22 protein-coding genes and 4 tRNA genes are annotated in these 21,392 nt (G+C 64.4%); 13 read left to right on the top strand and 13 right to left on the bottom strand.

The features are described 5' to 3' along the window. The first annotated feature begins 5 nt into the window (after positions 1 to 5). Positions 6 to 1,232: an ATP-binding protein gene (locus AC13FW_RS03505; RefSeq protein WP_282268175.1), complete on the top strand. Its 1,227-nt coding sequence runs from the start codon at positions 6 to 8 to the stop codon at positions 1,230 to 1,232. After that, positions 1,229 to 1,795, top strand: coding sequence for a response regulator transcription factor (locus AC13FW_RS03500; protein WP_282268178.1), 567 nt, complete (start codon positions 1,229 to 1,231; stop codon positions 1,793 to 1,795). The genes AC13FW_RS03505 and AC13FW_RS03500 overlap by 4 nt, the downstream gene beginning before the upstream one ends. A 161-nt stretch (positions 1,796 to 1,956) precedes the next feature. Here the strand turns inward: AC13FW_RS03500 and pgi are convergent, their stop codons facing one another. The 6 genes from pgi to pcnB all read right to left on the bottom strand — a co-directional run bounded on the left by pgi (position 1,957) and on the right by pcnB (position 7,589). Beyond that, positions 1,957 to 3,468: a glucose-6-phosphate isomerase gene (gene pgi / locus AC13FW_RS03495; protein ID WP_482985494.1), complete on the bottom strand. Its 1,512-nt coding sequence runs from the start codon at positions 3,466 to 3,468 to the stop codon at positions 1,957 to 1,959. Next, complete coding sequence (panD, locus tag AC13FW_RS03490; RefSeq protein ID WP_282268181.1) at positions 3,465 to 3,845, bottom strand: aspartate 1-decarboxylase; 381 nt, start codon at positions 3,843 to 3,845, stop codon at positions 3,465 to 3,467. The genes pgi and panD overlap by 4 nt, the downstream gene beginning before the upstream one ends. Before the next feature lie 180 nt (positions 3,846 to 4,025). Then, complete coding sequence (panC, locus tag AC13FW_RS03485; RefSeq protein ID WP_482988195.1) at positions 4,026 to 4,868, bottom strand: pantoate--beta-alanine ligase; 843 nt, start codon at positions 4,866 to 4,868, stop codon at positions 4,026 to 4,028. Then, complete coding sequence (gene panB, locus AC13FW_RS03480) at positions 4,865 to 5,680, bottom strand: 3-methyl-2-oxobutanoate hydroxymethyltransferase (RefSeq protein WP_482988194.1); 816 nt, start codon at positions 5,678 to 5,680, stop codon at positions 4,865 to 4,867. Before panB ends, panC begins: the two co-directional genes overlap by 4 nt. Positions 5,681 to 5,711: 31 nt before the next feature. Further along, positions 5,712 to 6,200, bottom strand: a complete 489-nt coding sequence (gene folK, locus AC13FW_RS03475; protein ID WP_482988193.1) for a 2-amino-4-hydroxy-6-hydroxymethyldihydropteridine diphosphokinase — start codon at positions 6,198 to 6,200, stop codon at positions 5,712 to 5,714. Between the two features lie 6 nt (positions 6,201 to 6,206). Further along, positions 6,207 to 7,589 (bottom strand): polynucleotide adenylyltransferase PcnB, encoded by a 1,383-nt coding sequence (gene pcnB / locus AC13FW_RS03470; protein ID WP_282268196.1) that lies wholly within the window; start codon positions 7,587 to 7,589, stop codon positions 6,207 to 6,209. 41 nt (positions 7,590 to 7,630) lie between these two features. Between pcnB and AC13FW_RS03465 the strand changes: the two genes are divergently transcribed. Both AC13FW_RS03465 and fdxA read left to right on the top strand, forming a co-directional pair. Continuing rightward, a tRNA-Glu gene (locus AC13FW_RS03465) sits at positions 7,631 to 7,705 on the top strand. Between the two features lie 181 nt (positions 7,706 to 7,886). Beyond that, positions 7,887 to 8,210, top strand: a complete 324-nt coding sequence (gene fdxA, locus AC13FW_RS03460; protein ID WP_282268190.1) for a ferredoxin FdxA — start codon at positions 7,887 to 7,889, stop codon at positions 8,208 to 8,210. An 86-nt stretch (positions 8,211 to 8,296) separates the two neighbouring features. Here fdxA and AC13FW_RS03455 read toward each other — a convergent pair whose 3' ends face one another. Then, positions 8,297 to 8,812, bottom strand: coding sequence for a hypothetical protein (locus tag AC13FW_RS03455; protein ID WP_482988192.1), 516 nt, complete (start codon positions 8,810 to 8,812; stop codon positions 8,297 to 8,299). A 32-nt stretch (positions 8,813 to 8,844) separates the two neighbouring features. Beyond that, positions 8,845 to 9,738, bottom strand: coding sequence for a 4-hydroxy-tetrahydrodipicolinate synthase (dapA, locus tag AC13FW_RS03450; protein ID WP_481615187.1), 894 nt, complete (start codon positions 9,736 to 9,738; stop codon positions 8,845 to 8,847). A gap of 95 nt (positions 9,739 to 9,833) precedes the next feature. Between dapA and AC13FW_RS03445 the strand changes: the two genes are divergently transcribed. From AC13FW_RS03445 to AC13FW_RS03405, 9 genes are all read left to right on the top strand, one after another. Then, positions 9,834 to 10,460 (top strand): glycine cleavage system transcriptional repressor, encoded by a 627-nt coding sequence (locus tag AC13FW_RS03445; protein ID WP_481509109.1) that lies wholly within the window; start codon positions 9,834 to 9,836, stop codon positions 10,458 to 10,460. Positions 10,461 to 10,537: 77 nt separating this feature from the next. Further along, a complete protein-coding gene (locus tag AC13FW_RS03440) occupies positions 10,538 to 11,017 on the top strand; it encodes a peroxiredoxin (protein WP_481615188.1) in 480 nt (159 codons plus the stop codon). 82 nt (positions 11,018 to 11,099) lie between these two features. Then, a complete protein-coding gene (locus AC13FW_RS03435; RefSeq protein WP_282267591.1) occupies positions 11,100 to 12,500 on the top strand; it encodes a PhoH family protein in 1,401 nt (466 codons plus the stop codon). A 5-nt stretch (positions 12,501 to 12,505) separates the two neighbouring features. Further along, positions 12,506 to 12,997, top strand: coding sequence for a hypothetical protein (locus AC13FW_RS03430; protein WP_482988275.1), 492 nt, complete (start codon positions 12,506 to 12,508; stop codon positions 12,995 to 12,997). A 12-nt stretch (positions 12,998 to 13,009) separates the two neighbouring features. Continuing rightward, positions 13,010 to 13,681 carry a YoaK family protein gene (locus AC13FW_RS03425; RefSeq protein ID WP_482988191.1) on the top strand — a complete coding sequence of 224 codons (672 nt, stop codon included), beginning with the start codon at positions 13,010 to 13,012 and terminating at the stop codon, positions 13,679 to 13,681. Between the two features lie 34 nt (positions 13,682 to 13,715). After that, positions 13,716 to 14,525, top strand: coding sequence for a bifunctional hydroxymethylpyrimidine kinase/phosphomethylpyrimidine kinase (gene thiD / locus AC13FW_RS03420; RefSeq protein WP_282267587.1), 810 nt, complete (start codon positions 13,716 to 13,718; stop codon positions 14,523 to 14,525). Continuing rightward, positions 14,522 to 15,382, top strand: coding sequence for an alpha/beta hydrolase family protein (locus AC13FW_RS03415; protein WP_482988190.1), 861 nt, complete (start codon positions 14,522 to 14,524; stop codon positions 15,380 to 15,382). Before thiD ends, AC13FW_RS03415 begins: the two co-directional genes overlap by 4 nt. A 65-nt stretch (positions 15,383 to 15,447) precedes the next feature. Beyond that, a tRNA-Arg gene (locus tag AC13FW_RS03410) sits at positions 15,448 to 15,524 on the top strand. 53 nt (positions 15,525 to 15,577) lie between these two features. Next, positions 15,578 to 15,654, top strand: a tRNA-Arg gene (locus tag AC13FW_RS03405). Between the two features lie 639 nt (positions 15,655 to 16,293). On the opposite strand, the gene AC13FW_RS03400 is transcribed toward AC13FW_RS03405, so the two are convergent. The 5 genes from AC13FW_RS03400 to recA all read right to left on the bottom strand — a co-directional run bounded on the left by AC13FW_RS03400 (position 16,294) and on the right by recA (position 21,284). After that, positions 16,294 to 16,386: transfer RNA gene (locus AC13FW_RS03400), tRNA-Ser, on the bottom strand. A gap of 76 nt (positions 16,387 to 16,462) precedes the next feature. Further along, on the bottom strand, positions 16,463 to 16,666 hold the full coding sequence (csrA, locus tag AC13FW_RS03395) for a carbon storage regulator CsrA (RefSeq protein ID WP_057628248.1): 204 nt from the start codon (positions 16,664 to 16,666) through the stop codon (positions 16,463 to 16,465). A gap of 139 nt (positions 16,667 to 16,805) precedes the next feature. Then, a complete protein-coding gene (gene alaS, locus AC13FW_RS03390; RefSeq protein ID WP_482988189.1) occupies positions 16,806 to 19,457 on the bottom strand; it encodes an alanine--tRNA ligase in 2,652 nt (883 codons plus the stop codon). A gap of 109 nt (positions 19,458 to 19,566) precedes the next feature. Beyond that, positions 19,567 to 20,049 carry a recombination regulator RecX gene (gene recX / locus AC13FW_RS03385; RefSeq protein ID WP_482988274.1) on the bottom strand — a complete coding sequence of 161 codons (483 nt, stop codon included), beginning with the start codon at positions 20,047 to 20,049 and terminating at the stop codon, positions 19,567 to 19,569. Positions 20,050 to 20,246: 197 nt separating this feature from the next. Further along, a complete protein-coding gene (gene recA, locus AC13FW_RS03380) occupies positions 20,247 to 21,284 on the bottom strand; it encodes a recombinase RecA (protein ID WP_282271203.1) in 1,038 nt (345 codons plus the stop codon). Positions 21,285 to 21,392: the final 108 nt, after the last annotated feature.

Here is a 21,392-nt window from a genome sequence, read left to right as displayed (position 1 = left end):
GCAGCATGGAAACCCGAGATACCTCTTTTCTACGCACCTTGTGCAGCCTCCGCTGGCTGGCCACTGCCGGTCAGGCAGCCACCATCCTTGTAGCCACCTGGCTGCTGGGGCTGGAACTGCCGCAGGAGCCGTTGTGGGCCGGCGTCGCCGTGCTGGCCTTGTTCAACCTGTACGTGCAGCTGCGCGTGCATGACACCGACCCGGCACCGGTTACCGCCTTCGGCCATATCCTGGTCGACGTCACGGTACTGACCTGGATGGTGGGTTGGAGCGGCGGCATCGCCAACCCGTTCGGCTCGCTGTTCCTGATCCTGATCGCGCTGGCCGCGCTTGCCCTGCCGCTACGCTGGACCCATGCCGTCGCCGCTGCCTGCGTGGCAGGCTACGCACTGAGCGCCGTGTTCGGGCTGCCGTTGAAGGGCGGCTACTTCGACACGATGAGCCTGCACCTGTGGGGCGCGGCGGCCAACTTCCTGCTGTCCAGCGTGGTGGTGCTGGTGTTCTCGACCCGCCTGGCGGCTGCGCTGCGCGAGCGTGAGAACCAGCTGGCGATGCTGCGCGAACGCTTCGTCCGCAATGAAGGCATTGTCGCCTTGGCCACCCATGCCGCATCCGTTGCCCATGAACTCAACACGCCGTTGGCGACCATGACCCTGCTTACCGACGACATCGTCGAGCAGGGCGCCGCCACCCCGGAAATGCGCGATGACCTGGAAACCCTGCGCGAGCTGCTGGTGCAATGCCGGGAGAAGGTACTGGCGCTGGCCGCCCCCGCCCAAGGCGCAGGCAGCCGCGCACCGGTATCCATCGCCAGCGTGTTGGAACAATGGCGACTGGTGCGCCCGACCATCCAGTTGCGACGCAACCCCGATGCGCCGCTGCAGCTGAAGCTGGACCCCGGCATCGGTCATCTGCTGCAGGTACTGCTGAACAATGCCGCCGACGCGGGCGAGCATGCCGGACGTGCACAGATCGACCTGGATATCCGCATCCATGAGGGCCAGCTTTACGGCGAGGTCCGCGATTACGGGCCCGGCTTCAATGCCAATGACGCGGCCCTGCCCGGCACCTTGTTCAACAGCGGCAAAAGCAATGGCATGGGTGTCGGCCTGGCACTGTCGCATGCCACCATTGAGCGTCTGCACGGCGAACTGTGGATGCGCCCGGCCGAAGGCCAGGGTGCACGCGTCGGCTTTCGCCTGCCGTTGAACAACATCGAGGTAAGTCCATGAATGCTGCTGCCACCCACGGCCTGCTGGTCGATGACGACCCGCTCTACCTGCGCACCCTGCAGCGCACGCTGGCCCGCCGTGGCATCGAAGCCATCACCGCCACCGACATCTCCAGCGCCATGCAGCTGGCCACGCAGACGCCGCCAGCGTTCGCACTGATCGACCTGAAGCTGGGCAGCGAGTCCGGCTTGAATCTGATCCAGCCGCTGCGCGAGTTGCGCCAGGACATGCGCATCCTGCTGGTTACTGGCTATGCCTCCATCGCCACCGCGGTGGAAGCGATCAAGCTGGGCGCGGATGACTACCTGCCGAAGCCGGCGACTGTGCAGATGATCCTGCGCGCGCTTGGCGAGGAGGACGAGGGCGGCGAAGAGCCGGAGGATGTTGAGCCGCCAGATGCGATGACGCCGATCAGCCGCCTGCAGTGGGAGCACATCCAGCAGGCGCTACATGAAACCGGCGGCAATGTGTCCGCGGCCGCGCGCCTGCTGGGCATGCATCGCCGCTCACTGCAGCGCAAGTTGACCAAACGACCTAGCCCGGAACGTGACCCGAACCGCTAACCCTGCTTCCTGTAGTGCCGAGCCATGCTCGGCCGGGGCCTTCACCCGTAGCGCGAAGGGCTTACCCCTCCCCAGCCCTCCCCTTGCCTTCGGCAAAGGGAGGGAGCAAAGCAAAAGCCGCGCATCTCTGCGCGGCTTTTTTTTCAACCAACAATCTGCAATCAGCGCAGGCGCGCCAACAGCTCCCGGGTCATCGGGTCTGCAATTTCCACCGCTTCGCCCTGCACGGCCGGCAACAACTGGCTGGCCAGTTGCTTGCCCAGTTCAACGCCAAACTGGTCGAAGGCATTGATGTCCCAGATCAAGGACTGCACGTAGACCGCGTGTTCGTACATGGCGATCAACGCGCCCAGCGACTGCGGGGTCAACGCATCCAGCAGGATCATCGTGCTCGGGCGACCGCCCGGATACTGGCGATGCGGGTCCTCGCTGTCCTGGCCGTTGGCCAGCGCTTCGGTCTGCGCCAGCAGGTTGGCCAGCAGGGCCTGATGGTTGATTTCGTAGGGATCGTCGTTGTGCACGCAGCCGATGAAATCGGCCGGCACGATACTGGTGCCCTGGTGCAGGGCCTGGAAGAAGCTGTGCTGTACGTCGGTGCCAGCACCACCCCACCACACCGACACCGTGTCGCCATCGACCGGGCTGCCGTCGCGCTTGACCCGCTTGCCCAGGCTTTCCATCACCAGCTGCTGCAGATACGCCGGCAGCAGCGCCATGCGCTGGTCATAGGTCATCACCGCGTGGGTGGCATAGCCCAGCACATTGCGATTCCAGATATCGGTCAGTGCATGCAGCACCGGCAGATTGCTCGCCAGTGGTGCAGTGGCCGCGTGCGCATCCATCTGCGCCGCGCCTTCCAGCAACTGCCCGAAGCGTTCGAAACCGATTGCCAGGGCAATCGGGAAGCCCACCGCTGACCACAGCGAGTAACGACCGCCCACCCAGTCCCACATCGGCAGCACGCGCTCGGCGGCAATGTCGAAGGCCTTGGCGGCGCGCTCGGGGTTGGCACTGACGGCGTACAGACGCTCGCTGCCGCCCAGCCAGTCGCAGAGGATGCGGCCGTTGAGCAGGGTTTCCTGGGTACCGAAGGTCTTGGAGATCAGGATGCCCGCAGTGGTCGCCGGGTCCAGCGTCGCCAGGGTGCGCTGCATTGCCGCGCCGTCGACATTGGAAACGAAATGCACGCGGAAACGCGCGCCAGACGCCGGACGCAGCGCGTCAGCAACCAGGCGCGGGCCCAGATCCGAACCGCCGATGCCGACACTGACGATATCGGTGACGTTGCTGGCTTCCAGCGCCTTGATCAAGCCGCCCATCTGCGCCTGCACCGCCACCGCTTCAGCGCGCGCAGCCACTGCAACCGGCGCATCGCTGGCGTCGCCGCGCAGCGCGCTGTGCAGCACCGCGCGATCTTCGGTGTGGTTGATCTTCTGGCCAGCGAACAGACGCTGGAAGCCGCCGGCGACATCACGCGCGGCGGCCAGTTCCAGCAGGGCATCCAAGGCCGCGCGGTCGTATTTCTGCCGCGCGAAGTTCACATACAACGGACCGACTTTCAGCGCCAGGCGCTGCACCCGGTCAGGCTCTGCAGCCATCAGCGAGGGAATGCCGGTGCCCTGCAGACGCTGGGCGTGGGCGTGCAATACGTCGAATCCGTTGTTGGTGATCATGCGGCCTGTGTGGGGATGCTGTCGTTGGTGTGGGAAATGCGGTTGTCGCCGTCAACGTAGACCAGCTTCGGCTTGAACGTGCTGGCTTCTTCTTCGCTCATACCGGCGAAGGCGGCGATGATGATGATGTCGCCCACCTGCACGTGGCGCGCTGCGCCGCCGTTGAGCGAGATCACGCCGCTGCCGGCTTCCGCGCGCAGGGCGTAGGTGGTGAAACGGGCACCGTTGGTCACGTCCCAGATGTGCACCTGTTCGAACTCGCGGATGCCGGTGGCCTGCAGCAGGTTGTCGTCGATCGCGATGGAGCCTTCGTAGTTCAGCTCCGAATGGGTGACGGTGGCGCGGTGAATCTTGGTCTTGAGCAGGGAGAGTTGCATGACAATGCCGAAACTGCGTGAGAAAGGGCGCAGTCTAGCACCGGCGCGCGCCCTTGCCCGCACCGCAACATGACCTTTCCCATGGCGTTTGCCCGGATACAGCAATGGCGCCACAAGGGCGCCATTGGCTGTCATTCAGGAGTCTACCGACAGACAGCTCAAGTCCGCCGGGTGCCCTGTTCAGAACTCGATATTGTCGATCAGGCGGGTCGTGCCCAGCTTGGCCGCCACCAGCGCCACGCGAGCACCTTCATGGCTGGCACCCGGCTCGCTCAGGTCGGGCATGCGAACCACCGCGTAATCCACCAGGTAGCCGGCAGCCTGAAGCTGTGCTGCGGCCTGCTGCTCCACCACGACACGCTCGGCGCCGCCCAGGTAGGCATCGCGCGCAGCCAGCAGCACCTTGCGGATCACCGTGGCCTGCGGCCGGACATCGGGCGTCAGGTACTGGTTGCGCGAGCTCATCGCCAGGCCATCGGCCTCGCGCACGATCTCGCCACCGACGATCTGGATCGGGAACGCCAGGTCCACCACCATCTGCTGGATCACCGCCAGCTGCTGGTAGTCCTTGCGCCCGAACGCCGCCACATCCGGCTGCACCTGGTTGAACAGGCGGCTGACCACCGTGCACACGCCGTCGAAGTGACCCGGACGGTGCGCGCCTTCCAGCAGCGAGCTCACGCCCGGCACATGGACCTTGGCAGCCAGGTCCACGCCAAACGGGTACATGGATTCGACTGTGGGCAGCCAGAGCACGTCACAGCCAGCCTGCTCCAGGCCACTGGTGTCGGCCTCGGGCGTGCGCGGGTAGCGGGTGAAATCCTCGTTCGGGCCGAACTGGGTCGGGTTGACGAAGACGCTGGAGACCACCTTGTCGGCGTGCTCACGCGCCAGCTTCACCAACGAGTAGTGGCCAGCGTGCAGATTGCCCATGGTCGGCACCAGCGCAACGCGCAGGCCCTCGCGCTTCCAGCCGCTGACAATGGCGCGCAGCCGGGAAAGTTCGGTAACGGTTTCGATCATGATGCGTAAGCGTGTTCTGCGTCGGGGAAGATGCCAGCGCGCACGGCGTCGGCATAGGCACGGACCGCACCGGCCACCGAGCCGCCTTCGGCAAGGAAATCCTTGACGAACTTGGGACGCCGGTGACCGCTGTCCAGACCGAGGAAGTCATGCAGCACCAGCACCTGTCCGTCGCAATCGGGACCGGCGCCAATACCGATGGTGGGAATCGTGATTTCAGCGGTGACGCGGCCGGCAATCGGAGTCGGCACGCATTCCAGCACCAGCAGGCTGGCACCGGCTTCGGCCACGGCCTTGGCATCGTCGAGCAGCTGCTTGGCAGCATCGCCACGACCCTGCACGCGGTAACCGCCCAGACGCAATACCGACTGCGGGGTCAGGCCCAGATGCGAGCAGACCGGGATTTCACGCTCGACCAGGTGACGGATGATGTCCAGCTTGAAGCCAGCACCTTCGATCTTGACCATCTCCGCGCCGGCCTGCAGCAGCTTGAGCGAAGCATCCAGCGCGCGCTCCGCAGTAGCGTCGGCGCCGAACGGCAGGTCCGAGACCAGCAGCGCGCGCTCAAGAACGCGGGCGACCGCACGGGTGTGATAGACCATGTCGTCAACGCTGACCGGCAGCGTCGAGTCGTGCCCCTGCACCACCATGCCCAGCGAATCGCCGACCAGGATCAGGTCAACGCCATTGGCATCGAAGGCACGGGCGAAGCCGGCGTCGTAAGCGGTCAACATGACCAGCTTCTGGCCATTGCGCTTGGCCTCGGCCAATGCGGGGACGGTCCAGGGCTTGCTATCTGCGTGTGTGCTCATGTGGTCATAACGGTGGCTTATGAGCCGACCATTATCCCCCTATCGGGTCGATACCGCAGGTATTGATGCCTACCAATACGTCCCGCACTGTTCCATGGCTCGGAATCAGGGCGTCTGGCGCCACCTCGGCCAAGGGCAGCAAGGCGAAGCCGCGCTGGTGCAGGAAGGGATGCGGCACCTGCAGCTGCGGCAGGTCGATCACCTGCTCGCCGTACAGCAACAGGTCCAGGTCCAGCAAGCGCGGCCCCCAATGCTGGCCCGGCTCGCGCACCCGCCCGAACTGCTGCTCGATCGCCAGCAGCTGCTCCAGCAGCTGTGGCGCCGGCAGACCGGTCTGCAGCGCAACGGCGGCATTGATGAAATCCGGCTGCGCCTCGTTGCCCCAGGCCGGTGTGCGATACAGGCGCGAGCTGGCCAGCAGCTGCACACCCGGCAGCTGCGCCAGCACATCGATCGCCGAGCGCAGGGTGGCAGGCGCGTCCCCAAGGTTCGCGCCCAGCCCGATACACGCTACAACCATTGCTGCTTACTCGCCCGCGGTCGCGCTGCCACCGCCGCTACGGCGACGACGGCGACGACGACGCGGCGCCGTGCCCTCCTCCGCCTCGCCATCGGTATGCACTGAATCCAGCCCGGCGCCCACTGCGTGCCCGGCCTCGGCCTGGGCCTCGCGCCAGAACGCGATGTCTTCCTGGTGCTCGCTGGAAGCCGCCTGGCGCAGGGCCAGGAAATCGAAGGCCGCGCGGAAGCGCGGATGGCTCAAGGTGCGCAGCACGCGCTTGCGCTGACGGGTACTGAAACGCGACTGCAGCAGCCAGATTTCCTGCATCGGCAGCGAGAAGCGGCGCGGCAGGGCAATCGTGCTCAGCTGATGCAGGGTCACCCGGTCGGCGGCACGGCGTTGCGCCTCTTCTGGCGCCAGACCCTGCTTCTGCAGGCCGATCAGCGCGCGGCAGAAGGCAGGCCACAGCAGCAGCGCGAACAGGAAGGCCGGCGACACCGGCTCCTCGTTGGCGACCCGTTCGTCGGTATTGCGCAGGCCTTCGATCAGGATGCGGCGCAAGGCGCCAGTGCGGTTGCTCTTCAGCGCGGCAGCGCTTTCCGGGAACAACACAGCCAGCAGACCGTAGCGCTCCAGGCCTTCAAAACTGGCCACGCCATGCCCGGACAGGAACAGCTTGAGCACTTCTTCGAACAGACGGGCCGGCGCAGCCTCACCCAGCAAGGAAGCCAGGCGCGGAATCGGCTCGGCGGTAGCCGCTTCGATCTCGAAGTTGAGCTTGGCCGCCAGCCGCACCGCGCGCAGCATGCGCACCGGGTCTTCACGGTAGCGCTGCTCCGGATCGCCGATCAGCTTCATCCGGCGCTCCAGCACATCTTCAAAGCCGCCCGTGTAGTCACGCACCGAGAAATCCTCGATGGCGTAATACAGCGCGTTGCAGGTGAAGTCGCGGCGGACCGCATCGTCCTCGATGGTGCCGTAGACGTTGTCACGGACCAGCATGCCGTTCTCGACCTCGCGGTCGCCGCTGCCGTCATCGCTGTTGGCGCGGAACGTGGCTACTTCGATGATCTCGCGGCCGAACACCACATGCGCAAGGCGGAAGCGGCGGCCAATCAGGCGGCAATTGCGGAACAACTGCTTGACCTGCTCCGGCGTGGCGTCGGTGGCCACGTCGAAATCCTTGGGGCGTCCACCTACCAGCAGGTCGCGCACCGCGCCACCAACAAGATAGGCGCCGAAGCCGGATTCGCGCAGACGGTAGAGCACCCGCAGCGCATTGGGACTGATATCCCGGCGCGAGATGGTGTGCTGGTCGCGCGGGATCACGCGGACGGTGAACGGCGTTGTAACTATGGAATTGATGTTGGCGCTTCCAGTTGGGTTTACGGGATTGCCGAGCGGCAACCAGATGCATATACTAGCGCGCTCGCCAGACGCGACCAAACGCTCCCTTCGTCTAGTGGTTAGGACGTGGCCCTCTCAAGGCTAAAACAGGGGTTCGAGTCCCCTAGGGAGCGCCAACTCCGTCTGCGAATGCAAAAGCCCCGCCCTGCGGGGTTTTTTGCTTTTTACACCTGCCAGCGCCCCAGGGCATTGGCTCCGGTACGTTTCCTTGCGCCTGCAGCCCTGGCCAATGAGAATGCCCCCGCCCAGCCCCTGCATCCTGATCTAGAATTGCAGGGTTCAAAGCCGGACCCCACCATGCCTTTTGTCGTTACCGAAAACTGCATCAAGTGCAAACACACCGATTGCGTCGAAGTCTGCCCCGTGGATTGCTTCCACGAAGGCCCCAACTTCCTCGTCATCGACCCTGATGAATGCATCGACTGCACGCTGTGCGAGCCCGAATGCCCGGTCAACGCGATCTTCCCGGAAGATGACGTCCCCGCCGGCCAGGAAGGTTATGTCGCGCTCAATGCCGAGCTGGCCAAGGCCTGGCCGGTGCTGACCATCCGCAAGGACCCGCCGGCCGATGCGGCCGAATGGGACGGCAAGCCAGACAAGCTGAAGCTGCTGGAACGCTGAGCCGCCGCATAGCCAGCCCAACAGCCAGCCAATGAAAAGGGCGCCCGCTTACGCAGGCGCCCTTTTTTATTGCCCCGCCAGTGCAATCAACCGACCAGCTTGGCCTTCAGCGTTGCGATCAGCTTGGTTGCAGCGGCGTCAGTGGCCGGCATGCCGCGCGGATCGACCGCCGACACATAGGCGCCAGCGTCGGTTGCGACCACGCGCACCAGGAAGTTGCTGCCTTCGTAGGCGACATCGTAGCTGCCCAGCAGCTGCGCACGGCTGGCAATGGTCAGGCCTTCGACGCCGGCAAGCGCGTCGCCGACCTTGCCGAACACGTCGTCACGGCTGCCGCTGACGGTAAAACCGCTCTGCGACGAGGCCACGGTAGCGGCCTGGGCAGCCGCCGGCTTGGCCGCCGACGCCAGTGCCGGGATCGGCGCCGAGCCGGAGGTGTTGGGCAGGTTCAGATCCGGCGGAACTTCCAGCGGGCGTGCTTCCGGGGCCAACGCGTAGTCGCCGCGCGCACCGCGCTTGAAGAAACAGCCAGAGGTGGCGACGGCGGTGACCACGCCCAGCAGCACCAGCGAGAACACGCGAACGGTAGAGGTTTGACGCATGGGTGAATCTCCAGAGTTCAAAGGCCGCCGGATCAGCGGCTGGATAGTTCTTCCAACGCACCCACGTCAGCGGCCAGATGATCGGCATGTGCGTGGTATTGCGCGGAAAGCGGGAGCAGCGGCAAGCGCAGCCCATCACCGATGCCGATGCGCTGCAGCAGCGCCTTGACCGGAATGGGGTTGGACTCGACACCGCAGAAATCGTGGTACGGCTCAAGGCGGGCATCCCAGGCCTCGGCCGCCTCGTGCTGACCGGCGCGGGCCAGGTCACACAGGGTGCGGTACGCACCCGGCAGCACGTTGGAGCCGACCGAGATCAGGCCATCGGCGCCGGACAACATGGAACGGGCTGCCGAGCCGTCATCGCCACTGAGGATGGCGAAGCTGTCGCTGCGCAGCTCCAGCAGGGCCTTCAGGCGGGTGGTATCGCCCACCGCCTCCTTGATGCCGATGATGTTCGGATGCGTGGCCAGTTCGGCGACAGTCTCCGGCAGCAGGTCGCAGCCAGTGCGCCCGGGCACGTTGTACAACAGCACCGGCAGGCCACCGTGCTCGGCCACGGCCAGGTAATGCTGACGCAGGCCTTCCTGGGTGGGCCGCACATAGGGCGGTGTAACCACCAGCGCATGGGTCGCGCCATTGGCGGCCGCGCGTTTGGTCAGAGCAATCGTCCTGGCGGTGCCGGACAGGCCGGTCCCGGCCAGCACCGGCACCTTGCCGCCAAAGGCGGCAACGGCGCTGCGCAGCAGGCCATCGTATTCATCGTCGGACAGGGTGGAGGCTTCGCCGGTGGAGCCAGCTACCACCACACCCTGGACGCCGCCCTTGAGCTGCTGCGCCAGCAGGCGCTGCCAGCCGTCGGGATCGAGTGCGCCGTCAGCCTTGAAAGGCGTCGCCAGCGCGGTGATGAGACCAGATATGGACAAAGGGTCAGTCGCTCTTCGTGGGGGTAAAGAAGCCCGCCGAGCGGCGGGTTCGTGACCGAAGGCATGTTACTTGCCGGTCGAAAGCACGGGCAAGTATGCTGGACACCAGCGAACAACCCCCAAACGGTGTTGTTCAGACTTATCTAGCACCCGGAACCACCTTGACCGACACCACGCCGCGGCCGCTGCCGACCGAAAACCACCTCCTGATCAACGCCTATACGACGCATCCGGAGTCCCCCCTGCTGTCCGTCACCCGTCGAATTGCCGACAGCGGCTGCAACCTGGTCGATGCCCGCCTGTCCACGGTCGGCCGCGATGTCTCGGTGACCACACTGGCCACCGGTTCCTGGGATGCCGTCGCCAAACTCGAAGCCATGCTGACCCGCCTCGAGCGCGAAGAGAACCTGAAGCTGGTCTGGTACCGCACCGCCGCCAAGCAGGCGCAGTCCAACCTGCTGCCGTATATCGTGGAAGTCGTTGCCGCCGACAAGCCGGGCATCCTGTTCCAGCTGGCGGATTTCTTCGACCGCCAGGGCATCACCATCGAGAACCTGCAGAGCACCCGTTACCAGGCCATGCAGACCGGCGCGGAAATGTTCTCTGCGCAGATCACCATTGGCGTACCCTCCAACATGCACATCGCCGCCCTGCGCGACGATTTCCTCGAGTTCTGCGACCACCTCAACCTGGACGCGATCATGGACCCGATGAAGTTCTGAAATTCGCGCGCCCATCACAGGCGCGCGGCGTTTCATGTAATTGCAATCGAACTACCCCAGGCTCCGGAAAGGATCTGATGAACATCGGCGATACCCTGGACCGAAACACCCTAGCACTGCCACTGGCCCTGTCCGGCGGCACCACCAGCAGCCTCGGCGAACTCGCCGGCCAGTGGCTGGTGTTGTACTTCTACCCGAAGGACAGCACCCCCGGTTGCACCACCGAAGGCCTGGACTTCAACGCCCTGCTTCCCAGGTTCAAGCGTGCGGGCGCGCAGGTGTTCGGCATCTCCCGCGACTCCGTGAAGTCGCACGACAACTTCTGCGCCAAGCAGGGTTTCAAGTTTCCACTGATCAGTGACGCCGACGAAGCGCTATGCAGCGCCTTCGACGTGATCAAGATGAAGAACATGTACGGCAAGCAGGTGCGAGGCATCGAACGCAGCACCTTCCTGATCTCTCCTGACAGCCAGCTCGTGCAGGAATGGCGTAAGGTCAAAGTCGCCGGCCATGCCGATGCCGTGCTTGAAGCACTGAAGGCCGCTCAAACCAAGTGACCCACATCCCGTTCCAACCCACGTCATCGCCCTGCCCTGCAGGTGCGATGGCGTGACCCTGTCCCGCCACCAGGAATAGACGATGACCCGAGGCAAGCGCATCTACGTACTGGATACCAACGTGCTGATGCACGATCCGACCGCGCTGTTCAAATTCGAGGAACATGATGTCTACCTGCCCATGCAGGTGATCGAGGAGCTGGACAACGGCAAGAAGGGCACCACCGAAGCGAGCCGCAATGCCCGCCAGGTGAGCCGCTTCCTCAATGAGCTGATCGAACAAGCCGGCATCGGCAGCGTGCAGAACGGCGTGCCGCTGGCACGCCCCAAGGGTCTGCAGCTGCGCGGCGCGCAGAGTGCCGGCAACCTCTACTTCCAGACCAGCCACTTCGAGGCCGGCAAGAGCTTTGGCAAGGTGATCCCGGACAACGCCATCCTCGGCGCGATCCTGGCCTTGAAGGAAGAGCACCCGGAAACACCGGTGGTGTTCATTTCCAAGGACATCAACCTGCGGATCAAGGCCGCCATCGCCGGCATCGATTCGGAGGACTACGAGAACGATCGCGCGCTGGACGACTTCAGCCTGCTCTACACCGGCGCCACGGTGCTGCCGGAGGATTTCTGGAAGAAGCACAGCGAAAGCCTGCGCAGCTGGAGCGACAAGGGCCGCACCAGCTACGAGATCCAGGCCGCCGACGACGAGGACTGGCATCCCAACCAGTACGCCTACCTGGCCGGCGATGACGAAGTGGAGCTCAAGGTCAGCAAGGTCGAGGGCGATGGCCGCATCACCTTGTCGGTGGTCAACGACTTCCGCCACGGCTCACATTCGGTCTGGGGCATCACCGCGCGCAACCGCGAGCAGAACTTTGCCCTCAATGCGCTGATGGACCCGGAAATCGACTTTGTCACCCTGCTCGGCACCGCCGGCACCGGCAAGACCCTGCTCGCCCTGGCCGCCGGCCTGGCGCAGACCATGGACACGCAGCGTTACCGCGAGATCATCATGACCCGCGCCACCGTCAGCGTGGGCGAGGACATCGGCTTCCTGCCCGGCACCGAAGAAGAAAAGATGACGCCGTGGATGGGCGCGCTCACCGACAACCTGGAAGTACTCACCCACAACCAGGACGGCGGCGCCTGGGGCCGTGCGGCCACCAATGACCTGCTGGCCAGCCGCATCAAGATCCGCTCGATGAACTTCATGCGCGGGCGCACCTTTCTGTCGCGCTACCTGATCCTGGACGAGGCACAGAACCTCACCCCGAAGCAGATGAAGACCCTGATCACCCGCGCCGGCCCCGGCACCAAGATCGTCTGCCTGGGCAACGTCGAGCAGATCGATACGCCCTACCTCACCGAAACCACCTCCGGCCTCACCTATGCGGTGGACCGTTTCAAGAATTGGCCGCACAGTGCACACATCACACTGCGCCGGGGCGAACGCTCGCGTCTGGCCGATTATGCTTCGGAGGTTCTGTGAAACATCTGCACACGCTGTCCCTGCTGGCTGCAGCAACACTCACGCTGGCAGCCTGCACGCCGTCGAACACGCGCCCCGGCAGCGTGCCGACGGCGGTCAAGACCGGACAGTCCTGGGTCGTCACCCGCCCCGTGGTCGCCGCGCAGGTGCTGGACACCTGCTCGCGCGACAGCCCCGCCAAACATGCCGGTGAAGTCACCGGCTATTGGGCACCCAGCCGCGCCGATATCGACGCACTGGAGAGCCGGCTGGCACAACTGCAGCCCAGCATTGCCGAGCCGGCCCTGTCCGGCCGGCAGTACGTGGGCTTCGAGTCCAGCGGCAAGCGCCTGATCTACATCAACGCCTTTACCCTGCCCGACCACAGCGACATCAACCCGGCCCGCGAGGCGATCCGTGTCTGCGATGGCGGCGCGCAGTTCTGGGGCGCGGTGTACGACCCACAAGCCGGCACGTTCTCCAGCATCGAACGCAACGGCGCGCGGTCCAAGCCCTGATCCGGCGTCGGCATGAAGGTTCGCCTGCCCACCTGGGTCTGGATTGGCGCCATCGTGCTGTCCTGCGTGGCCGGCATCGTCAACGTTGTCGGTTTCCTGGGGTTTGAACACCAGGCCGTCAGCCACCTCACCGGCAGCACCAGCCAGCTCGGCATCGCCCTAGCGCATGCCGACTGGCGCTCGGTCGGGCATCTGTGGGGGCTGTTGATCGCCTTTGCCCTTGGGGCAGTGCTCAGCGGCCTGATCATCCAGGACAGCACCCTTCAGCTCGGCCGCCGTTACGGCATCGCACTGGCGCTGGAATCGGCCTTGTTGCTGCTGGCCATCCCGCTGTTCAAACAGCAGCAGATCTGGGGCGCACTGGCTGCCGCCATGGCCTGCGGGCTGCAGAACGCGATGGTCACCACCTTCAGTGGCGCCGTCGTTCGCACCACCCACCTGAGTGGCATGTTCACCGACCTGGGTATCGGCCTGGGCCACCTGCTGCGCGGCCTGCCAGTGCCGATGCACCGATTGACCCTGAGCGGCCTGATCATCAGTGGCTTCCTGGCGGGCGGCATCCTCGGCGCCTGGCTGTTCGCGCGCTGGCAGTACGACGCGCTGCTAGTCCCCGCTGTACTGACCGGACTCACCGGCCTGGGCTACGTGCTGTACCGGCAATGGGTAGCACGCCGCCACGCCTGAGGCAGGCGACGGGCAAACCCTGCACAATCGACGCATGAGTCCTTCAACGCCCGTTTCCGCCCTCACCATTGCCGGCTCCGACTCCGGCGGCGGTGCCGGCATCCAAGCCGACCTCAAGGCCTTTGCCGCCCACCGCGTGCACGGCCTGTCGGCGATCGCCGCCCTCACTGCACAGCACACCCGCGGCGTAACCGCCGTGCACGTGCCACCGTTGCCGTTCCTGCAGGCGCAGCTGGACGCCTGCTTCGACGATTTCGACATCCATGCGGTCAAGCTGGGCATGCTCGCCAACGCCGATGTGATCCACCTGGTTGCCGATGTACTGGAGCAGCGATGCCCCACCCATATCGTGCTCGATCCGGTGATGGTCGCCACCAGCGGCGCCAAGCTGCTTGAGGACAGCGCCCTGCGCGCGATGCGCGAACGCCTGCTGCCACTTGCCACCCTGCTGACACCCAACACACCCGAAGCAGAACTCCTGCTTGGGCGCAGCATCGGCAATGGCGACGAGGCCGAAGATGCAGCTGCCGCATTGATCGAGATGGGCGCTGGCGCAGTGCTGCTCAAAGGCGGCCATCTACTGGAAGGCAACCGCGTCGTTGATCGTTACTTCGACGGTGTCAGCCGCGAGGAATTCAGCCATGTCCGCCTGCCGGTGGATGCCCACGGCACCGGCTGCACGCTGGCCTCGGCCATCGCGGCGCAGCTGTGCTGCGGACTGTCGCTGGCCAATGCCTGCGAAGCAGCGATCGACTATGTCGCACGCGGCCTGCAGGGTGGCTATCACCCGGGCCGCAGCGAAGTGATGGTGCTGGATCATTTTGGCGCGGCACCTTCGGCATGAGTACGAACTCCCCGCCTTTCAAGACAATGGCGGTTCCAGTCAACTGCACCGATGGCCACAGCTTCGAACTGCTGGCCTACCTGCCCGCTCAGCCCCGCGCCTGCCTGTTGTGGCTGCCGGCGCTGGGCGTGGCTGCGCGCCATTACCAACTTTTCGCCGAGGCCCTCGCTGTCCGCGGCATTGCGGTCTTCCTGCACGAATGGCGCGGCAACGGCAGTAGCACTCTGCGCCCGGACTGCAGCCACGACTGGGGCTACATGGAACTGCTGCAGATCGACCTGCCAGCAGCCGAAGCGGCCGTGCATGAAGTGCTGCCCGGATTGCCGTTCCGGCTTGGCGGCCACAGCCTTGGCGGCCAGCTCAGCTGCTGCTATGCCGGCCTGCGCGATGCCGAGCTCGATGCATTGTGGCTGGTTGCCAGCGGCACGCCATGGTGGCGCAGCTTTCCGCCGCCGCGTGGCTGGCTGTTGCCGCTGGCCTATCGCTTCCTGCCATGGCTTGCACAACGCAATGGCACCCTGCCCGGCCGACGCGTCGGTTTCGGCGGTACCGAAGCGCGTGGACTGATACGCGACTGGGCGCGCGTGGGCCTGAGCAATCATTACGCCGCACAGGGAATGCCAATCGACCTTGAAGCCGGCATGCGTCGTATCAGTGCACCGACGCGCGCCGTGGTACTGGACAGTGATTGGCTGGCGCCGGTCAGTTCGATGCAGCAGCTGCTGGCCAAACTTCCAGCGTCGGCACGCAGCCTGAAAGTACTGTCATCACGCGACCTGGATGCCCGCGCCGACCACTTTCATTGGATGAAATCACCACAGAACGTGGCTTCGGCACTGATTCATCCCGAAGATTAAGAAATTTTCACAAAAGCGTTGACGCAAACGTCTCAAATCCGCATAATCTCGCTCCTGGCAACGACGCGCTCGTAGCTCAGTTGGATAGAGTACCTGGCTACGAACCAGGTGGTCGGGAGTTCGAATCTCTCCGAGCGCACCATGTCAGAACGCAGATTCAATCTGCACCGCTTCAAACTACAACAGCAATGTTGAGCGCTCGTAGCTCAGTTGGATAGAGTACCTGGCTACGAACCAGGTGGTCGGGAGTTCGAATCTCTCCGAGCGCACCAATACCAAAAACAGCAGGCATTGCCTGCTGTTTTTTTATGCGTGTTTTTTAACAGACATTCCGTAGTGCCGAGCCATGCTCGGCAGAGGCGTTACCGGGAAAGCTCCAGCCGAGCAGGGCTCGACTCTACAGCGGCACCTCACCGTACCCTATACGCCCTTCAGCGCGCACCAGCGACGCGCAGGAGCACGAGCACTGTAGTGCCCAGCCACGCTCGACAGAGGCTTTCCCAGCAGTGCATCAGCACAGCAGGCCCCCGCCCTACACACCTCCAGAGGCGCATCAGCACCTGCAGGAGCGGCGCAAGCCGCGAAGCTGACACCATTGAAATCCCCCACAGGCCCGCAACCTGATCGAGCATCAGCTTCGCGGCTTACGCCGCTCCCACAAAGAAGCGAATGCGCTTCGGCGCAAGTAGCACTGCGCCGAGCCATGCTCGGCACAGGCATTATCGGGAGGGCTCCTGCCGAGCATGGCTCGGCACTACAGTGTGACCATCCGGCACTCACTCGCCGCTCCCCACAGTCGCGCAGCACCATTGCACGCACCACGCGCGACACCCCCAAAGAGAAACTCAAAGAGACTGCAAATAAAAACCTGCAGACACAAAAAAGCCCCGATAAAGGGGCTTTTTTGAAACTGGCGGAGTGAGAGGGATTCGAACCCTCGATAGAGCTTTTAACCCTATACTCCCTTAGCAGGGGAGCCCCTTCAGCCACTCGGGCATCACTCCGTTTCTCTTGCCCCGCTGCGTGTATTCCTAAGCGGGGCGCGAAGAATAACGTTAAACGAGGTGAAAGGTAAACCCCTTATTCGGAAGTTTCTTCACTTCCGGGAGTTGCAGGCTCATCGCCACGCTGGATACGCTGAAAAATCTCCTCGCGATGGACAGCAACGTCCTTCGGCGCGGTGATACCGATACGTACCTGGTTGCCCTTGACGCCGAGCACGGTCACGCTGACCGAGTCGCCGATCATCAAGGTTTCGCCTACTCGGCGAGTCAGGATCAACATTGTGTAAATCTCCATGGAACCGGTGGGTTTCCCACCGGCATTGGCGCGCTTCGAGCTATGCGCCCCACGACAAAGGGGAAAAGACTCCCAATGTTACCGTCAGGGCGCGAACACCTTCAAGGTGCGTGACTTGTCACATTCAGGCCAGATGCGGCTTGACCCAGGCCAGGACGCCTTCAAGGGCCTCCACAAGCTTGGGACCGTCTTCACCGCCACCCTGGGCCATGTCCGGACGACCGCCGCCCTTGCCGCCGATCTGGGACGCAACGTGGGCCAGCAGCTCGCCCGCCTTGACCTTGCCCAGCGCCGCACCATTCACGCCCGCCACAAGGGCGGCCTTGCCGTCCTGCACACCGGCCAGCACGATGATGGCGTCGCCCAGCTGCTGCTTCAGGCGATCCATCGCGTCGCGCAGCGCCTTGGCATCAAAACCTTCCAGGCGCACCGCCAGCACCTTCACGCCGGCCACATCGACCGCCGAGCCGCCGAGATCGGCAGTGGCACCAGAGGCAACCTTGGCCTTGAGGGCTTCCAGTTCGCGCTCCAGCTTCTTCTGGCGCTCACCAAGCTGGCGGATCTTGTCCACCACGTCGCCAGCACTGCCGCCGAGCAGCTGCGCAGCTTCGTGCAGGCGCGCCTCCTCGTCAGCCACATAGTCCAGCGCACCCTGCCCGGTCACCGCCTCGATACGACGCACGCCCGAGGACACACCGCCCTCGGAGGTGATCTTGAACAGGCCGATATCGCCGGTCCGCGAAACGTGGGTGCCGCCGCACAGCTCGGTGGAGTACTCGCCCATCTTCAGCACGCGCACGTTCTCGCCGTACTTCTCGCCGAACAGTGCCATCGCACCGAAATCCAGCGCTTCCTGCATGCCCATGTTGTGCACTTCGGCAGCGTTGTTGGCACGTACCTGTTCGTTGACCTTGCGCTCGATGACGGCAAGCTCTTCGGCAGTGATCGGCTGGAAGTGCGAGAAGTCGAAACGCAGGCGATCCGGCGCCACCAGCGAGCCCTTCTGCTGCACGTGGGTGCCCAGCACTTCGCGCAGGGCGGCGTGCAACAGGTGGGTAGCCGAGTGATTGAGGATTGTGGCGCTGCGACGCGCGGCATCAACCGCACCAGCCAGCACATCGCCGACCTTCAGCGTGCCCTGCTCCAGCTTGCCGACATGGCCGTGGAACTGCCCGGCGAACTTCTGCGTGTCGCCCACCGCCAGCGTGACGCCACTGGCCGACAGCACGCCGGTATCGCCGACCTGGCCACCGGACTCTGCGTAGAACGGGGTCTGCGCGGTGAACACGATGACCTCATCCCCCGCCTGCACGGCGTCGACCGAACGACCGTCCTTGATCAGCGCGACAACCTTCAGACCATCGGCCTGCAGACGGTCGTAGCCGAGGAACACCGTCGGGCTGAGGCTGGCAACGAGTTCGGCGGAAAGCGTCACGCCGCCGCCGAACTTGCCGGCCGCACGCGCGGTTTCGCGCTGGTGCTCCATCGAGGCATCAAAGCCGGCCATGTCCACGGTCATGCCGCGTTCGCGGGCGATGTCCGCGGTCAGGTCGACCGGGAAGCCGTAGGTGTCATACAGACGGAACGCGTCGACACCCGGAATGACGCCATCGCTGACCTTGGCAGCAACGTCATCGAAGATCTTCATGCCCGAATCGAGGGTTTCAGCGAAACGCTCTTCTTCAGCCAGCAAAGCGCGTACTACGGTGTCAGCCTGTGCGGGCAGTTCCGGGTAGGCCTCGCCCATCTGCTCGATCAGGGTCGGTACCAGCTTGTTGAAGAACGGCTGGCGCACGCCCAGCATCCAGCCATGGCGCAGGGCGCGGCGGATGATTCGGCGCAGGACGTAACCGCGGCCTTCGTTGGACGGCAGTACGCCATCGACGATCAGGAAGGAACAGGCGCGGATGTGGTCGGCGATGACCCGCAGCGACTTGTTCTCCAGATCGGCCATGCCGGTCAGCTCGGACGCCTTGCGGATCAGCGCCTGGAACAGATCGATCTCGTAGTTGGTGTGCACGTGCTGCAGGATCGCAGCCAGGCGCTCCAGGCCCATGCCGGTGTCCACGCACGGTGCCGGCAGCGGCTGCAGCGAACCGTCTGGCTGGCGGTCGAACTGCATGAACACCAGGTTCCAGATTTCGATGAAGCGATCGCCATCTTCATCCGGCGAGCCCGGCGGGCCACCGGCAATATGGTCGCCATGGTCATAGAAGATCTCGGTGCAGGGACCGCAGGGGCCGGTATCGGCCATCTGCCAGAAGTTGTCCGACGCGAACGGCGCCCCCTTGTTGTCACCGATGCGTACGATGCGCGACTCCGGGATGCCGATCATGTCGCGCCACAGCGCGTAGGCTTCGTCATCGGTCTGGTAAACGGTGACCAGCAGGCGATCGGCCGGAAGCTTCCAGACCTGGGTCAGCAGCTCCCATGCCCAGGCAATGGCGTCCTTCTTGAAGTAATCGCCGAACGACCAGTTGCCCAGCATTTCGAAGAAGGTGTGGTGGCGCGCGGTGTAACCGACCTGGTCCAGATCGTTGTGCTTGCCGCCAGCGCGCAGGCAGCGCTGGACGTCGGCTGCGCGCACATAGCTGCGCTTTTCCGCGCCCAGGAACACGTCCTTGAACTGGACCATGCCCGAGTTGGTGAACAGCAGGGTCGGGTCATTGCCCGGCACCAAGGGTGCCGACGGCACGATGGTGTGGCCTTTGCCCTTGAAGAATTCGAGGAAGTCAGCGCGGATCTGGGAAGTAGTAAATTTGGCAGGTGTATTCATGGGGACTGGCGGTAAGCTGGCAAGCGGGTCCCGGCAGCCTTTGCGGGCGCGGGAATTCGGGACAACCGAAACCCTGAAAGGGTATCAGGCCCAGCCCGCCCAGTCCTGTTCAGTCCTCTGGATCGTAGCGACTGGCCTGGCGGATGCAGTTGCCGTCAAAGCCTCGCCGGGCCAATAGATCCGCGGCTTTGCGCCGTTGCGCCAGATCTTCCGGGCCACTGGCACCAAAACGGCGGCATACCAGGTCGCGGGCGTTTTCAGTCCAATCGCCCTCAAACGACGCCATCGCGGCCTCGATCTGCTCGCTGTCCAGTCCATGGGTGCCCAGCTCCGCGCGGATATGCAGCGGCCCATAGCCACTACCTGCGCGGTTGCGGACCAGCGACTGGGCAAAACGGGTGTCGTCCTGCCAGCCACCCTCGGCCAGCTTGGCCACCGCCGCATCCACCGCCTCCGGGTCCACGCCGCGCGACTTGAGCTTGCGACCGAGCTCCTTGCGCGAGTGCTCGCGCCTGACCAGCAGGCCCAGTGCACGTTGCAGCGGCGTCTGCTGGCGACCGCGCTTGGTTTTGCCCGCAGGCTGGTCATCCATCTCGGTCATCACGCCACCACACTCGTTTCAGCCAGGCACGTTCCAGCCCGACTTGATTCCGGCGAGCCCGATTCCTCCAAGCCCAGCCAGAGGCAATACCCAACCCCGCGCCATCCCTGCCGCGGGGTCTTCATGGACAAAATGCCGCAGGAGCGGACGACGTCACTGACGATGCGCCGCCCGCCCCCGCGGGAAACTCACTCCTCGCCGTCTTCGTCGTCGCCCTCTTCGCGCGCCGCTTCGGTGGGTTGGAACTTCTCGCGCAGCTCGGCCTCGAGGCGGGCTGCAACCTGCGGGTTGTCACGCAGATAGCCGCGGGCGTTGTCCTTGCCCTGGCCGATGCGCTCCTCGCCGTAGCTGTACCAGGCACCAGCCTTGTCGACCAGCTTGGCATCCACGCCCATGTCGATCAGCTCGCCTTCACGGGAGATGCCTTCGCCATAGAGGATTTCGGTGATGACCTGCTTGAACGGAGGCGCCAACTTGTTCTTGACGACCTTGATCTTGGTCTGGTTGCCGATGATCTCGTCGCCCTTCTTGATCGCACCGATACGGCGGATGTCCAGGCGCACCGAGGCGTAGAACTTCAGCGCGTTGCCACCGGTGGTGGTTTCCGGGCTCTGGCCCGGCATCATCACGCCGATCTTCATGCGCAACTGGTTGATGAAGATGACCAGCGTATTGGAGCGCTTGATGTTGCCGGTCAGCTTGCGCAGCGCCTGGCTCATCAGGCGGGCCTGCAGGCCAGGCAGCTGGTCGCCCATTTCGCCTTCGATTTCAGCACGCGGGGTCAGCGCGGCGACCGAGTCGACCACCACGATGTCGACCGAGCCAGAACGCACCAGCATGTCGGCGATTTCCAGCGCCTGCTCACCGGTGTCCGGCTGCGACAGCAGCAGGTCGTCTACATTGACGCCCAGCTTGGCGGCGTAGATCGGGTCCAGTGCGTGCTCGGCGTCGATGAAGGCAGCGGTGCCGCCCAGCTTCTGGCATTCGGCAATGGCCTGCAGGGTCAGGGTTGTCTTGCCGGAGGATTCCGGACCGTAGATCTCGACCACGCGGCCCTTGGGCAAGCCGCCAATGCCCAGTGCGATGTCCAGCATCAACGAGCCCGTGGGGATGATCTCGACGGGCTCGACAACGCGGTCGCCCATACGCATCACCGAGCCTTTGCCGAACTGCTTTTCGATCTGACTCAGTGCGGCGGTAAGTGCGCGCTTCTTGTTCTCGTCCATCGTGTTCGTCCTCGGGGTTGATTTCGTTGATTTCGTCATGGGGTCCACTGTAGGGGCGTCGTATCGCACAGGCTGAGACTGCAACCGAGACGACAAAATTATTTGGCC

It is taken from the genome of Stenotrophomonas sp. 21LCFQ19, from assembly GCF_056861425.1.
This window is presented reverse-complemented; position numbering and strand designations above follow the sequence as displayed.

Coding starts and splice junctions, on each gene's coding strand:
- AC13FW_RS03505 (WP_282268175.1), top strand. CDS start 6: ATGGAAACCCGAGATACCTCTTTTCTACGCACCTTGTGCAGCCTCCGC.
- AC13FW_RS03500 (WP_282268178.1), top strand. CDS start 1,229: ATGAATGCTGCTGCCACCCACGGCCTGCTGGTCGATGACGACCCGCTC.
- pgi (WP_482985494.1), bottom strand. CDS start 3,468: ATGATCACCAACAACGGATTCGACGTATTGCACGCCCACGCCCAGCGT.
- panD (WP_282268181.1), bottom strand. CDS start 3,845: ATGCAACTCTCCCTGCTCAAGACCAAGATTCACCGCGCCACCGTCACC.
- panC (WP_482988195.1), bottom strand. CDS start 4,868: ATGATCGAAACCGTTACCGAACTTTCCCGGCTGCGCGCCATTGTCAGC.
- panB (WP_482988194.1), bottom strand. CDS start 5,680: ATGAGCACACACGCAGATAGCAAGCCCTGGACCGTCCCCGCATTGGCC.
- folK (WP_482988193.1), bottom strand. CDS start 6,200: ATGGTTGTAGCGTGTATCGGGCTGGGCGCGAACCTTGGGGACGCGCCT.
- fdxA (WP_282268190.1), top strand. CDS start 7,887: ATGCCTTTTGTCGTTACCGAAAACTGCATCAAGTGCAAACACACCGAT.
- AC13FW_RS03455 (WP_482988192.1), bottom strand. CDS start 8,812: ATGCGTCAAACCTCTACCGTTCGCGTGTTCTCGCTGGTGCTGCTGGGC.
- AC13FW_RS03445 (WP_481509109.1), top strand. CDS start 9,834: ATGCTGGACACCAGCGAACAACCCCCAAACGGTGTTGTTCAGACTTAT.
- AC13FW_RS03440 (WP_481615188.1), top strand. CDS start 10,538: ATGAACATCGGCGATACCCTGGACCGAAACACCCTAGCACTGCCACTG.
- AC13FW_RS03435 (WP_282267591.1), top strand. CDS start 11,100: ATGACCCGAGGCAAGCGCATCTACGTACTGGATACCAACGTGCTGATG.
- AC13FW_RS03425 (WP_482988191.1), top strand. CDS start 13,010: ATGAAGGTTCGCCTGCCCACCTGGGTCTGGATTGGCGCCATCGTGCTG.
- thiD (WP_282267587.1), top strand. CDS start 13,716: ATGAGTCCTTCAACGCCCGTTTCCGCCCTCACCATTGCCGGCTCCGAC.
- AC13FW_RS03415 (WP_482988190.1), top strand. CDS start 14,522: ATGAGTACGAACTCCCCGCCTTTCAAGACAATGGCGGTTCCAGTCAAC.
- csrA (WP_057628248.1), bottom strand. CDS start 16,666: ATGTTGATCCTGACTCGCCGAGTAGGCGAAACCTTGATGATCGGCGAC.
- alaS (WP_482988189.1), bottom strand. CDS start 19,457: ATGAATACACCTGCCAAATTTACTACTTCCCAGATCCGCGCTGACTTC.
- recX (WP_482988274.1), bottom strand. CDS start 20,049: ATGGATGACCAGCCTGCGGGCAAAACCAAGCGCGGTCGCCAGCAGACG.
- recA (WP_282271203.1), bottom strand. CDS start 21,284: ATGGACGAGAACAAGAAGCGCGCACTTACCGCCGCACTGAGTCAGATC.